14 protein-coding genes and 1 tRNA gene are annotated in these 12,374 nt (G+C 61.0%); 2 read left to right on the top strand and 13 right to left on the bottom strand.

Annotated features, from left to right (window positions below):
• The first annotated feature begins 354 nt into the window (after positions 1-354).
• Entirely contained in the window at positions 355-825 is a 471-nt protein-coding gene (locus NKG59_RS04620) for a hypothetical protein (RefSeq protein WP_045204702.1), read from the top strand.
• 191 nt (positions 826-1,016) lie between these two features.
• On the opposite strand, the gene NKG59_RS04625 is transcribed toward NKG59_RS04620, so the two are convergent.
• Genes NKG59_RS04625 through NKG59_RS04635 form a run of 3 tightly spaced genes read right to left on the bottom strand, consistent with a single transcriptional unit; the run spans position 1,017 to position 3,701 of the window.
• Positions 1,017-1,550 (bottom strand): hypothetical protein, encoded by a 534-nt coding sequence (locus NKG59_RS04625; protein WP_253535691.1) that lies wholly within the window; start codon positions 1,548-1,550, stop codon positions 1,017-1,019.
• 37 nt (positions 1,551-1,587) lie between these two features.
• Positions 1,588-2,748, bottom strand: a complete 1,161-nt coding sequence (locus NKG59_RS04630; RefSeq protein WP_253535692.1) for a DUF4062 domain-containing protein — start codon at positions 2,746-2,748, stop codon at positions 1,588-1,590.
• A gap of 44 nt (positions 2,749-2,792) precedes the next feature.
• Entirely contained in the window at positions 2,793-3,701 is a 909-nt protein-coding gene (locus NKG59_RS04635; protein ID WP_253535693.1) for a hypothetical protein, read from the bottom strand.
• A gap of 303 nt (positions 3,702-4,004) precedes the next feature.
• Here NKG59_RS04635 and NKG59_RS04640 point away from each other — a divergent pair, with 303 nt between their 5' ends.
• Positions 4,005-5,135, top strand: coding sequence for a hypothetical protein (locus NKG59_RS04640; protein ID WP_253535694.1), 1,131 nt, complete (start codon positions 4,005-4,007; stop codon positions 5,133-5,135).
• Positions 5,136-5,519: 384 nt separating this feature from the next.
• Here NKG59_RS04640 and NKG59_RS04645 read toward each other — a convergent pair whose 3' ends face one another.
• The 10 genes from NKG59_RS04645 to NKG59_RS04690 all read right to left on the bottom strand — a co-directional run bounded on the left by NKG59_RS04645 (position 5,520) and on the right by NKG59_RS04690 (position 12,221).
• Entirely contained in the window at positions 5,520-6,116 is a 597-nt protein-coding gene (locus tag NKG59_RS04645) for a hypothetical protein (RefSeq protein ID WP_253535695.1), read from the bottom strand.
• A gap of 595 nt (positions 6,117-6,711) precedes the next feature.
• Positions 6,712-6,787 (bottom strand) — tRNA-Ala (locus NKG59_RS04650).
• Positions 6,788-6,835: 48 nt separating this feature from the next.
• Entirely contained in the window at positions 6,836-8,557 is a 1,722-nt protein-coding gene (soxB, locus tag NKG59_RS04655) for a thiosulfohydrolase SoxB (RefSeq protein ID WP_253535696.1), read from the bottom strand.
• The gene (locus NKG59_RS04660) at positions 8,554-9,066 is read right to left on the bottom strand and encodes a TlpA family protein disulfide reductase (protein ID WP_253535697.1); all 513 of its coding nucleotides are present in this window, start codon (positions 9,064-9,066) and stop codon (positions 8,554-8,556) included. Before NKG59_RS04660 ends, soxB begins: the two co-directional genes overlap by 4 nt.
• A gap of 12 nt (positions 9,067-9,078) precedes the next feature.
• The gene (gene soxX / locus NKG59_RS04665) at positions 9,079-9,753 is read right to left on the bottom strand and encodes a sulfur oxidation c-type cytochrome SoxX (protein WP_253535698.1); all 675 of its coding nucleotides are present in this window, start codon (positions 9,751-9,753) and stop codon (positions 9,079-9,081) included.
• On the bottom strand, positions 9,750-10,550 hold the full coding sequence (gene soxA, locus NKG59_RS04670) for a sulfur oxidation c-type cytochrome SoxA (protein WP_253536461.1): 801 nt from the start codon (positions 10,548-10,550) through the stop codon (positions 9,750-9,752). The genes soxX and soxA overlap by 4 nt, the downstream gene beginning before the upstream one ends.
• A gap of 40 nt (positions 10,551-10,590) precedes the next feature.
• Complete coding sequence (locus NKG59_RS04675; protein WP_253535699.1) at positions 10,591-11,046, bottom strand: DsrE family protein; 456 nt, start codon at positions 11,044-11,046, stop codon at positions 10,591-10,593.
• Between the two features lie 16 nt (positions 11,047-11,062).
• Complete coding sequence (gene soxZ / locus NKG59_RS04680; RefSeq protein ID WP_253535700.1) at positions 11,063-11,374, bottom strand: thiosulfate oxidation carrier complex protein SoxZ; 312 nt, start codon at positions 11,372-11,374, stop codon at positions 11,063-11,065.
• 18 nt (positions 11,375-11,392) lie between these two features.
• Positions 11,393-11,863 (bottom strand): thiosulfate oxidation carrier protein SoxY, encoded by a 471-nt coding sequence (soxY, locus tag NKG59_RS04685; protein ID WP_253535701.1) that lies wholly within the window; start codon positions 11,861-11,863, stop codon positions 11,393-11,395.
• 10 nt (positions 11,864-11,873) lie between these two features.
• Complete coding sequence (locus tag NKG59_RS04690) at positions 11,874-12,221, bottom strand: c-type cytochrome (RefSeq protein ID WP_024977293.1); 348 nt, start codon at positions 12,219-12,221, stop codon at positions 11,874-11,876.
• Positions 12,222-12,374: the final 153 nt, after the last annotated feature.

Below are 12,374 nucleotides of genomic sequence, written 5' to 3' on the forward strand. Positions count from 1 at the left end.
CTCTGTCCATGACCTGATTCACTGCCTCGATCTTGAATTCCTCGGCGTATCTCTGTGCGCTCATTGCTTCTCCTGTCTAACCTCTAGTTTGAGGCTTGCAGGTGTCTACCGAGGCCGGGGCGATTCATTGACTGTCTGAGGGTGGAGCGTCAGTCTCAGAGAGTCGAGTTCGACAGTCCAAGGGTCGCGCTTCACGCTCCAACACTCGAACGGCGTGAGCGGGCTTGCTCGCCCCATGTGCGGGCGCTTTCCGTCAAAAGTTGTGTACAGCATTGCGATACGCCGCAGCGGTAGCCAACCTCACCGGGTTGTGCCAATCGGCATGACGTTGATATCCGCTTTAGAAGGAACGCAATGTCTCAGAACTTGATCTCGTTTCAACCCAGCGCCACCGACCTGACCGCCATTGACGGTGCGCTGAAGACACTGGAAGAAAAGCTCGTCGGCCTGATTGACCTGTCAGTCGAGCAGCGCAGCACGCTCATGAAGATGGGCAACAAGTCCGAAGCGTTCTGCCGCCAGGCAGTGGAACTGCTGAGCAACAACCCCAGCGTGCTTCCTGCCAATTTCAGCCTACAGGAGATGCGACGTGACTTGGTGGGCTTTGACACCCTGCGCCCTCGCCTCGCCCGCGTGGAGAAGTTGCTGGAAAGGATGCAGGATTCGCAACTGGCGATGGGCAGTGATCTGATGACGGCCGCGCTGGAGGGTTACACGTACCTGAAGGTTGCGGGCAAAGGGGAAGGGTTGGATTCGGCGCGACGGACGTTGTCGGCGCGGTTTAGTCGGGGGCCACGGAAGAAGGTGGAGGAAAGTGTGCAGTGAGGTGATTGGCTGCTGATGGTGGCCTAGATGTGGAAAAGCCCGCGATACTTTTGGCTCGCGGGCTTTTTCTTGCATATCGTTTGGCAGTGGTTTTGTACTTTGCCTATTTGGGATACCGGAGAGGCAACAGTGCCGTGGCCCAGCCGCCCCACCCACACCACGTAATTTCCACGCACCGCCGTAATACGCAATCAAGGCTCAACGCGAACAACTGTTGAGGCCGATACAAAGTCCGCATCAGGCTTGCCACGCCACCTTAAGGAGCCGTTGTGAATCTGCATCTCTGCGGTCATCGAAATAATCGCATTAGCCGGAACAACAAGGGTTCGCATGTCGTCCATCTCAGCACCGGGAAGTAGCTGATACTCACCCCCGGTGGCTTTCATCAGATCGACCTTCGCGACCAGTTCGCCCTCATCCTCATCAATCACAGCCTTTTCTTTCTTGTCCATCGCGATGCGACGAAAACGCAGCTCGAACGAGTCTCCAGCGCTGCTCTTCAGGACGAACTCGTAGCTGCTTGGATTTTTTGACCTGACATGCACAACCAGAAGGCGAAGATCGTCTCGGTATGGAAGAACTTTCGTATCCAGTGCAATGTTGTTCGTCCAATCGGTCGCGCCGGACAATTCGTATTTGTAGATCGCCCAACCACCACCTGCAGCAAGCGCGACAAATGTAAGCACGCGCAGGATAAAGTCAGCTTTCTCGAGTCGTAGCCTCATGCGCTCCTCCGCAACCGGCTGAAACACTAATCAGAATTCAGATCAACTGAGCGAGCGACTGGAGCACGTTTGCAGCCGTGCTGCTGGTTTTCTCAAATTCCTCGATCAAGGCGTCCATTTCAGACACAAGGAACCGCCTCGCTTTGTTGAGGTCCCCCGACATCCTTGGCAGCGCTGCTACTGTCTCTCTCAGAGCCTTGATGCTCATCGTAGGTTCATGAATCTGCGATCCTAGAGTTTCCAATGCGTTTCGAATCTCCAAGAGTTCATGCCTGTCAGTGGCGCCAATCTCATGCTGCAAGAAGAGCGAGTCACTCAAGGCTTCAAACGCAGCTTCACGATGCGATGTTAGAGCCGGCGTCTGTCCCTTCAAGACTCTCGCATATGCCTCCATGTCTGCTGCACAAAGCTTAATTAATCTCTTTGCAGCTTTGGGAGAGGGGGCGACTCCTGCCGCGCCAAGCTGATTCATGGAGTCTGTGTGCCCCGACATTTGCTCGCCAATACGGACCGTTGCTTCCCCTATCAGATCCAGAGCAGCTGTCATGTTCTCCATGCGCGTTTGGAATATCTCAATGTGATCAAGCAAACCTAGCTCTTCGTCGTCCGCGCAGTGTTGGCCGTCTTCGCTAGAGGTGTTGCAATCGTCCACAACGCGAATCCCTCCAGTCCGAATAAACCTTTGCGCCAGCATGGAAAGATGAGCTCGCACGGAGACACTGAAGCTAGCAACGTCATCAAACGTCGCATACGCCCCTTGTTGCGCTATCGATTTTTTGAAGTCGTGGACCTGTGCAAGCTGATCAGCGTCGATCTTGGATGGCGCGATCGGTGCATCCTTAAAGTACACCATGAGCTCTGGGGTGTTCTGCCCCCCCACCAATCTCGAGCGAGCTCTTTCGAACTCTTCCGCCGTTCCAGACATTGCACGAGGAGTAGGCGTTCCGAACCGACTCCAGAGAATCCCGATGAACACGTCGTAGTCGTCTCCAATCTGTCGATTGATTAGATCTTGAGGGTCACTACCAAAAGCCGGAGCTACGTGCGTTTCCCAGCGGACCAGTTCAAATGCAAGCCCTGATGTCTTTGCCCAGGTCTGGTTAATCTCTCGAATCGCATCCTCGAGCGCGTCTCGCTCTGGTTGAACATCTGATGGGGAAGCAACAAATATCTGAATGATGGTTGTCGTTCTCGGCATGGCTCTACGTCGGCTTAGGTCGTGGTGTCGCACAGATGCGACGGCTATTTCATTACAGAATTGCAAGCCACAGCGCGAAAGTTGTTAGGCTTGGGCAGTTGCTCTGACAGTCTGATGTCCCGGAGGTCATAGAGACTGATGCCTCTAAGGCTCGGGGCGTTAACTGCGATGGCCTTTTCCACGCCATCGCCGAGGTACACAACAACCTCACCATCGCGGGCATCACATTTATGGACGGTTCGGAAATCCAGTGTATATGCGGCCAGAGCGGTGATGAATCGCCCGCGATCTCCTAGATACCGACTCATGGCTATGCCGGCCGTGAACATGGAGAGCATGACTGCTGCCCAACAGATAAAAATCACAAAGCGCTTGACCTTGCCCTGCACGCTACCAACGCGCCAAGTGAGGGGGCCAACCATGAGAACCTCTAAGGCAACTCCGCAGCACAGCAGGCAGATGGCCACGAACCCCGCCGTTGAATACACAGTGCCCAAGAGCATCGCCCATGGCAAAGATGACGTTGGAATCGGAAAGATCGAGGCGAGCACTGCTGCAGTCTGCGCCTTGGACCACACCAAGATACCTGTCGTCATGAAGAACAAGGCAACTTTTCCGGACATCGATTGCGCCACCTTCCGGACAGTGGGAGGTGTGAGCAGAAGTGCGAAAAGCGAGAGAACCAGTAAGCCGGACGAGAACATATCGCGAATCAAAAAGTTCATCGCGTTATCCTCAACCGGCACCCGCGTGTGGTAGACGGCCAAAGCTAATGACATCAGCATGAACACCGTTGCTCCCACTAGGCCAAGCAGCTTTCCGGGTGTATCAGCCAGTGCTGCAATCTCTTGATCCCAGCCTGTCGTGATGGGCTCAATAACTGCGTCACTTGCATCCCTGCGTACCCGCAATTGCCAGCGACGAAATCCAGCTAGCGCTTCTTTCTTGATCATCGAATTTCCTCGCTTCCAAATGTTCTTTTCCGTGCGAGCGATCGCCCCCAACGAATAGAGGGCATCGAGGCTCCTACTTGGCACATGAGGTCGCCACCCCACGGTGGAAGGGTGCTCTACGCCGCATCAGAACAGCGATGTCCGCCTGACGCGACTCTTAGCGTTCGTCTCATATCAGATGGAAGAAACGCTAACTACCGCAAACCCGCACCTTTGATAGCCTGCGCCCGCAACACATGACCACGCGCGCATGCGCTTCTTCGGGGGAGCACAATGAAACGTCGGCAATTCCTTGCACAATCCATGGCCATCGTCGCAGGAGCGCTAGGCTCTAAGTTCGCCGACGCGGCGGCCATCTACCCGGCCAGTCCTTACGTCTATACGCCAAACGCTCAGGCCGACAACGGCCCTGCAATCAAGTCGTTGCTGCAGGCCGGCTACCGGTGGATTCAGATCAACGGCTCGAGCTGCCCAATCCTTTCGCGCATTGACCTTCACAACTCGGCTACCGGTGATCCGTACAACGGCATCGTGATCGAGCCAGCGCCAGGCTACTCGTCCGTGCTCGTTGATGTGGGCGATCCACTCGGCCCGACGCCACGCCCAGGCATTGGCCGAAACGTATCGAACCCCACCGATCCGAGCTATGCGGCTTTCAGCTACGAGCTGTATGCAAAAGGCGCAAGCTATCTCGTCAAGGCCGCAGCCCTCAACGATGTCGAGATATTTGTCGCTGACCCTTCGAAGTACGGCTATGGCGACTGGGTGTTCATCTCGAACACTTCGACCAGCCCAGGCACCTACCTCGGCCCGCAGGATGGCCCGATGGAGGTACGACAAGTCCTCTATAAAACGACGACCTCGCTGATCGTGGACCGCGCCCTGAAGATCGCGCATCCGCTTAATGCGACTGTCTCTGTCGTTAAGCCGATCAAAAACGCTGTCTTCAGAGGGCTGCAGTTCACTGGCAACAGCACTGTCGGCATTCATCTACATGTCGCGCAGTACTGCTCCGTGGAAAGCATTACCTCCAGCAACTGGAGTGGCGGGACGCTGGTCCTGTTCGACAACGGAGGATCGTTCAACCTCTTGCGCGACATCTACTGCACCGGCAAACAACCGGTTGCTCAACCGGGTACACCGGCGGCGCTCAATCAAAACTTCTGGGGCGTGGCGATGGAAGGGCAGGATTCCACACGTGCAATCAACTGTGGCGGCGAGCAGTGCGGCAACGGCATCACGATGAACTACTGCATCGACACGATTGCTACGGACGCCCGTGCCCGTCTCAACACCGTCAATGCAAATGCGAACTGGCAATCGGTACGCAGTGGTTTCATCCGTCCCCATACCGGCAGCGCATATGCGGCCGATACCTTGATCAGTGCGGACTGCGTTGATTGCTATGTGCTCGAACCGGGGGCGTTCTCGTGATGAAGGGCCAGGGGCGTCGTATGAGTTTGAATGCCGTTGCGATTCTGGCGGCTTGCGCCCTGCTCGCCACCACCGCTGAGGCCAGAGGCAAGGGCGGTAGCCGACCATCCTATTCGGGCAGCAAGCACACTAGCAGCCATGGCGGCTCCTACGCCGGTGGTAGCGGCTCATCGCACAAGGGCGGCTCGTATCGGAATAGCCGATCCGGCGACCGATACGGGAAGCATGGCGGGTAACTGCGCACCAATCTAGCTTTGGAACTAGTAATGAAGCGATGCTGGATCGTCGGGCTACTGCTAAGCGATGCCAGTCGCATGCCCCCAATGTCACATATCACCAGGCCGGTGTACGGCCATTCAACACCATGGTTAGTGCGATCACTCGTTAGCAGTGCGACTCATTCATCCGCTTACGGATGTAGTTCAAGTTGTCCCGCCACGGAGACATCTGCTGCGTAGTCACAGACAGTCGCAAAATCCCATCTCGATCCGCCCTAAGCCGCGCGCACTCTGCGTTAACACTGCTGACCTGCTGCTGAACAGCAACCGCCTCAGCCGCCAAGTCCCGATCCCGCTGCGCCATCCGCTGATCCCACTGCCGCGCAAGCTGCTCTTCCGCACGCTTCGCTGCTGCTGCAGCCTCTGCCATCTCACGCTGACGAGCATTGCTCGGCGTCTCGGTGGGCGCATTGCCGACAAGCGCGCGCATCGCCTGCCCGCACGGCGCTTCCGTGTAGACCGTCTGTCCGTTGATCACGCATTTGTTCACGCCGGCCGGAGGCGTGGTGGCCCGTGCGGTGGGTTGCTGCATTGGGGGCATGGGCTGACGCTGCGGCGGCGCCGCGGTGGGCGCCGGTTGCGTTGACGCGGCCTGCTGACTAGGCACGGCGGCGCCGTTGCCCGTGAGCCGCAATTGCTTCGCGGCGATGTAGACGACCAGAAGAACGGCCACCCACACCATCAAGGAAACGATCCAGTGCACGCCTTGCTTGGCGCCCCGGGGTGGCTTGCCATACCAGCGGGCGTATTCCTTCTGCCAGTCGGGATTGCGCAGCTGCGGCTCTCGACGGTCTCTGAACCAATCGCGATCTTGTACTCCCACGACCCTCACCCCTTTCTATGGCGGCTTGTTTGTTATTTGCTGGAATCGCGCCGGACATAATCCGCTGGCCGGATATAAGTGGTGCCCCTGCTCCCGGCGAGGACCTACGCTACAACGAATTTATCCGGCGCGAAATGCCACAAATTGGGGTGTCGCACGTGCGCCTTGCTAAGGCTCAAAAATAGATAACGCCTTGCAACTGCAGAGCGCCCTTCCCGGCTCGTCGCCTGTCTCGATGTTTCTCTTTGATTTTTAAGGGGAAAGCGCCATGGCCGGAGCGGCGGCATTTTTGGGGCAAACCCCGGACGCTACTTCGGTCGTAAATCGAAAGGGGTAAGCGCGCCTGCATTACGCCGCCCGATACGGCGCGCTGAAAAATGCGGTGGAGTCAGAGAATGCAGGCAACAAAAAACCCGCGACGCTCAACGCTTCGCGGGTTTTTTGGGGCATCGCTCATCAAACGCTGCCAGTAACTTGGTGGACCGAAGGAGGATCGAACTCCCGACCTCCGCATTGCGAACGCGGCGCTCTCCCAGCTGAGCTATCGGCCCGTGAAAAACGAGTCTACCCGAACTCCCCAGGCCCTTTCAATCGGGGGTTCAACCCGCGTTTTCCATGCCCGCATTGCCTTCCACGCCGACAATGCGCGGCGTATTGAGCGGCCTGGCGGTCACTTCGCGCTGGTCGCGCAGCCAGTCGGCCAGCACGTCCCACACGGGGCGCCCGCCCGCCTTGCGGGCTTCGGGCGATACGGCGGCCCAGCCGGCCACTTTGTAGCGGCGGTCGGCGTCGATGGGCTTGCCGTCACCCGGGCCGAGGCGCATGTCGGTAATGCGCTGGCCCATCGGCTTCTTCGGGTCGATGGTGTAGCGCAGGCCGCCGGTGCGCACCATGTCGCCGCCCTGCTGGTAGTACGGGTCTGGGTTGAACAGGTTGTCGGCCACGTCTTCCAGCACGGTCTTGATGGTCGCGCCGGTCATCTCGGTCAGCGTGGTGGCCGGGTAGGTGATGGCGGTCTGGGCCATCAGCGCTTCCATGGTGAGTGCCTCGCCGGGCAGCAGCGTGGTGCCCCAGCGGAAGCCGGGCGAGAAGGCAATCTCGGCGCCCTGCGCGTGCATCAGGCCATCAACGATGAGCTGATCGAACGTGCCGTTGAAGTTGCCGCGCCGGTACAGCAGGCCACGGTTCGTGGCGAGCGTTTCGCCCAGCTTGTCTTGGTATGGCGCACGCACGCGGTTGATCAGCGCCGTCATGGCCGGATCGGGCGGCAGCAGATCGGCAAACACGGGCAGCAGCGTATAGCGGATGTCGCGCACGGTGCCACCGCGCACATCCAGATCGAGCACGCCGACAAACTTGCCGTTGGCGCCCGCGTTGGTAACGAGCGTCACGCCTCCCGGGTTGCTGACCTTGACGGGCGCGGGCACGGCATCATGCGTATGCCCGCCGAGGATGGCATCCAACCCACGCACGCGCGAGGCGAGCTTCAGGTCGACATCCATGCCGTTGTGCGACAGCAGCACGACCACCTTGGCGCCCTTGCCGCGCGCCTCGTCAATCATCTTCTGCAGCCGCTCTTCCTGAATGCCGAAGGTCCAGTCGGGCGTGAAGTCGGCCGGGTGCGCGATGGGCGTGTACGGAAACGCCTGCCCGATGATGGCCACGGGCACGCCGTTCAGCTCGCGCAGCACGTACGGGTCGAATACCGGATCGCCAAAGTCCACCGTCTGGATGTTCTGCGCGACAAAGGCGACCTTGTTCTTGAAGTCGTGATCGACCACGTGGCGCACGCGGTCTGCGCCGTAGGTCATCTCCCAGTGCGGGGTCATGACGTCCACGCCCAGCGCGAGGGCCGCGTCGACCATGTCCTGGCCGTTGGTCCACAGCGCGGTGGCAGAGCCCTGCCAGGTGTCGCCGCCGTCCAGCAGCAGCGCATTGGGGCGCGTGGCGCGCAGGCGCTTGATGAGCGTGGCCAGATGCGCGAAGCCGCCCATGCGGCCGTAGCGGCGGGCGGCCTCGGTAAAGTCGAGCGACGTGAACGCGTGCGCGGCGCGCGAGCCGGGCGCGATGCCGTAACGCTTGAGCAGCGCGTGCCCGACCAGATGCGGCGGCTGCCCGGCCCATTGCGCCACGCCCAGGTTGACGCTGGGCTCGCGGTATTCGATGGGCAGCAACTGCGCGTGGCAGTCGGTGAAGTGCAGCAGGTGGACGTTGCCAAAACGCGGTACGTCGTAGCTGAGCGTGTCAGCGTGGGCGTCGGTCAGGCGCAGGCCGGCGGCTGCGGCAATCGCCAGGGCTTGAACGAATTCGCGGCGGTTCATGGTGTGGTGCTGTGCGCGTAGCGAGCCAGGTCGGCTACGTCGTCTTCAAGCATCTCGCCAACTTCCTTGCGCACCACACGCCCCTTGGCGTCGAGCACGAGCAGTTCGGGCAGGCCTTTGCGCGGGCCGGTGGCGGCGCACAGCGCGTCGGTTTCCATCGCTACCGGGAAGGTGAAGTTGCGCTTGGCGACGTAGTCCTTCGCGAGCTGCGGGTTGGCGTCGATGCTGATGGTGAGGATGCGCAGGTCAGTGCCGCGCGTGGTGTCGTACAGCTTTTGCAGGCGTGGGTTCTGCAGCGCGCAGAACGGGCACCACGATGCCCACGTGGCGATGATGACCGGGTGCCCGCGCCACGCATCGCCCGGCACGCGCGTGCCGTCGAGCAATTGCAGATCGGGCAGCGCAACCACATCGCCCACTTCAACGGCCTGCGCATGATTGGCAAACTGCGTGGCGGCAAACACCATCGCCGCTGCCGCCCACATCAGGAACCGTCGAATGGCTTGCATGGCGTTATTAGGTCACTGGTTCACGGGCGATGCCGGGTCGAACAACAGCGCCATCACGTCGCGGATCTGCTGTTCGGTCAAGATGCCCTTGTGCCCGAAGCGCGGCATGTTGGAGCACGCCGCATACGCGTTGGAGTTGTAGATCTTGCCCCAGGTGTAGCGCAGGATCGCTTCCGAATCCCCGCGCAGCTTGCCGTACTGGTACAGCGACGGGCCAATGGTGCCGTACGACACTTCGTCTTTCGACAGGCGGTGGCACGCATAGCAGTTGGCACCGTTCGCGCCGCCGGCGGGGTCGGAGAACTGCATGCCGCGGCCGCTCTGGGCGGTCTTCTCGCCCGCCTTCCAGTCGCCCAGCCATTTGTCGTCGGCCGGGTAATGGATGGTCTTGAGCTGTGCGTCTTCCAGCTTCTTGGCCACGGCGGCGGGCACGGCGTTGCGGTCGGCAAACTGGCTGCAGATCTTCTGCACGTCGTCGCGCTCGGTCACGCCTTCCACGGTGGCCGGGCCCTTGGAGACAAAGCTCTCGTGAATAACCTTGACGAGCGCGGCGTCGGCCTTTGCATCGGGCTTGGGCGGGGTGACGGCCTTGGAGGTGGCGTCCGCTGCGTGGGCGGTGCCGGCAGCCAGCGCCAATGTCAGCGCCGTCAGAACGATGGGGGTCAGTCGAGTCATGCGTGGCCTCATCGTTTGATGGACGGCGCGTCCATCTTGCCGCCGTTGGCGTTGCGGGCGAGGAACATCTCCAGCGCGGTGATCACCTCGCTGCCGTAGAGCGGTTCCGGAAAGCGCTGCTGGCGCAGGCAGTCGTACAGGCGGTGCTGCATGGTGCGTACCTCGCCCTGCGAGACGCGATAGCCCGGCCACGTTGAATACGCATAGCGCGCGCCGTCGGCGGTCAGCAGATCGGGCAGGTCTTGCAAGCGGATGCGCAAACCCGGCTGGGCATGGCACGTGGCGCAGGCAAAGTCGTACGCGCCGCCACGGTAGAAGAACATGCGGCGGCCGAGTTCGTACATGCGCTTTTCTTCGGGGTGGGCAAGCGGAATGTCGATGGCCGCGCCGCGCGATTCCGAGGCGACGTAGGCCATCAGCCGTTCAATGTCCGACGATTTACCGGGTGACGAGAACGGCCGCGCCGATGCCTCTTCCTTGGTCAGCCCCTGCAGAGTCATGCGGCAATACATGAGGCGCTGTTCGGCGTCCATCACGCGGCCGGTGTCTTTGAAGAAGCGCGGTAGTTTGGCGTATGCGCCCTTCACCACGCCGGGGCCGAGGCCCAGATCGCACGCTTCAAGCGAGGCCTGCTTGGGGCCGGCGGGCTTCTTCCAGAGTTCTTCGCCTGCGGCTTCCCAGAGTTCGGCCGGGTTGCCGTCGGCCAGCATTTCGCGGTACTGCGCGATGCCGGCGGCGGTGCTGTCCTTGGTGTCCTGGGCGGATGCCATTACGGCGCCGCCGGCTGCCAACGCCGCAGCCAGCACCATCGTCCATGTCTTGTGTTTCACGGTCCCCTCCGTGGGTCGCCTACGGTTTGATATAGGCGAAACCTTCTTCCTGCTGCAAGCGGGTGATTTCCACCACGCCGGCAGGCACCACCTTGGCTTCGAGCAGCAGCTTGTCTTCCGGCACCTTGAAGGCCATCAGCGAGTTGTGGCACACGCGAAACTCCACGCCCATGCTGGCCAGTGCGGCCACCGGCGCATCAAACGTGCGGCCCTGCGCATCCTTGGCGCCTTCAACCAGAAACTCGATGCCGTGGCCGAACGCCACCACCACGATCTTCGTGCCGGGTGCGCCGTTCATATGGTTGCGCAGGTTACCGATGGCGCGCACGGCCTGGTCGATGCCTTCGCTCAACTGGTAAACCACCTTGTAGCGGGCGCCGGCGCCGCCAGCGCGCGGGGCATTCTGGGCAGCGGCCTTGCCGGCCACACCCAAGGCCGCCAGCGCGGCGGTCACACGAAAGAAGCTGCGTCGCATTTGGGCCTCCGGGCCTTTACTGGATAGACGTCTCGTCGGTGCGCTTGTCGCCGTGGTTGTCGACCCACGTGACCGTAACCTTGTCGCCCTTGGTGCCGCCCTTGAACTTGAAATTGAGGAACGGATCTTTCGACACAGCCGGGCCAAACTGCGCGTCGAGCACCGTCTTGCCGCTGTGCAGCACCGTCACGTTGGTGATGTGCCAGGCCGGCACGATCTTGCCGGACGCGTCTTTGCGCTGGCCGGTTTCCATGTCGTGCTTCATCAGGATCTTCACGTCGGTCGTGCCGCCGTTTTCCATTGCGCGAATGCGCATCGGGTCTGCCATGGTGTCTTCTCCTGATGTTTAACCGCCGCAGCCACCAAGGGTGACCTTTACTTCCTTAGCCGCCAGCACCCATTTGCCGTTGGCGCGCACGGCGGCGTAGACATGGGAGGTCTCGCCCATCTTCACGCGCGTGCTGACAAACGGGTCGGTCCCGGCCGGAATGGCGAACGTTGCGGCCAGCGTGTTCGGGTTCTTTTCGACCAGGATGGCGATGAGGTCGGTGCCGGGCAGCGTGCTCGTCACGACCAGCGGCACCACGGCGCCGTTTTCTGCGATGTCCGGTGCGGTGAGCTGGATGCCCGCGCCGCCCTTGTCGACCGCGCCACCGCCCAGTTGCTTGAGCACTTCGTTTACGCCCTTGACGGCAAAGGCGGCCTTGTTCCACTCGGCCGCCTGGGCCGGCGTGGCGATGCCGGCGGACACCAGCAGCGCCATCATGGCGCCGGCGCGCAGCACGTCGCGGCGGCTCAGGTTGATTGCATCATTCATCGTCCGTTCCTCACTTGGCCGGGGCGCCCGCAAGCACCCAGTCGATCACGGTTTTCAGATCGGCATCGGCAATCTTCGGATTGGCCGGCATCGGGATCTGGCCCCAGTTGCCCATGCCGCCTTCGCGCACTTTCTTGATGAGCCTGGCTTGCGCGCCGGCATCGCCTTTGTATTTGGCGGCAACGTCCTGGTAGGCCGGGCCGACGAGCTTGCGGTCTACGGCGTGGCAGCCCATGCAGGCGTTCTGGTTGGCGATGGACAGCGCGCGGGCAGCGTCAACAGTGGCCAGCGCGGGCGTGGCGGACAGCGCCAGGCCGGCCAGCACCGCCGCAGCGGCGAGCGTGGGGGCGAACTTCATGTGGTCTCCAGAAGACGAGGCTGCCCGCATGCGTGTGCGGGCCAATGGTCGCAAGGGTCAGGATTGGACCCGGTATTGTGCCCGAAGTAGGCCAAATCCTATGTCGCCCCCACAGCAAAACGCCCGGTACCTTTCGGCCCGGGCGCTTGCTGC

The sequence above is a fragment of the Ralstonia chuxiongensis genome (assembly GCF_024158925.1).
Taxonomy (GTDB): Bacteria; Pseudomonadota; Gammaproteobacteria; order Burkholderiales; family Burkholderiaceae; genus Ralstonia; species Ralstonia chuxiongensis.

Coding starts and splice junctions, on each gene's coding strand:
- NKG59_RS04620 (WP_045204702.1), top strand. CDS start 355: ATGTCTCAGAACTTGATCTCGTTTCAACCCAGCGCCACCGACCTGACC.
- NKG59_RS04625 (WP_253535691.1), bottom strand. CDS start 1,550: ATGAGGCTACGACTCGAGAAAGCTGACTTTATCCTGCGCGTGCTTACA.
- NKG59_RS04630 (WP_253535692.1), bottom strand. CDS start 2,748: ATGCCGAGAACGACAACCATCATTCAGATATTTGTTGCTTCCCCATCA.
- NKG59_RS04635 (WP_253535693.1), bottom strand. CDS start 3,701: ATGATCAAGAAAGAAGCGCTAGCTGGATTTCGTCGCTGGCAATTGCGG.
- NKG59_RS04640 (WP_253535694.1), top strand. CDS start 4,005: ATGGCCATCGTCGCAGGAGCGCTAGGCTCTAAGTTCGCCGACGCGGCG.
- soxB (WP_253535696.1), bottom strand. CDS start 8,557: ATGAACCGCCGCGAATTCGTTCAAGCCCTGGCGATTGCCGCAGCCGCC.
- NKG59_RS04660 (WP_253535697.1), bottom strand. CDS start 9,066: ATGCAAGCCATTCGACGGTTCCTGATGTGGGCGGCAGCGGCGATGGTG.
- soxX (WP_253535698.1), bottom strand. CDS start 9,753: ATGAGGCCACGCATGACTCGACTGACCCCCATCGTTCTGACGGCGCTG.
- soxA (WP_253536461.1), bottom strand. CDS start 10,550: ATGGTGCTGGCTGCGGCGTTGGCAGCCGGCGGCGCCGTAATGGCATCC.
- NKG59_RS04675 (WP_253535699.1), bottom strand. CDS start 11,046: ATGCGACGCAGCTTCTTTCGTGTGACCGCCGCGCTGGCGGCCTTGGGT.
- soxZ (WP_253535700.1), bottom strand. CDS start 11,374: ATGGCAGACCCGATGCGCATTCGCGCAATGGAAAACGGCGGCACGACC.
- soxY (WP_253535701.1), bottom strand. CDS start 11,863: ATGAATGATGCAATCAACCTGAGCCGCCGCGACGTGCTGCGCGCCGGC.
- NKG59_RS04690 (WP_024977293.1), bottom strand. CDS start 12,221: ATGAAGTTCGCCCCCACGCTCGCCGCTGCGGCGGTGCTGGCCGGCCTG.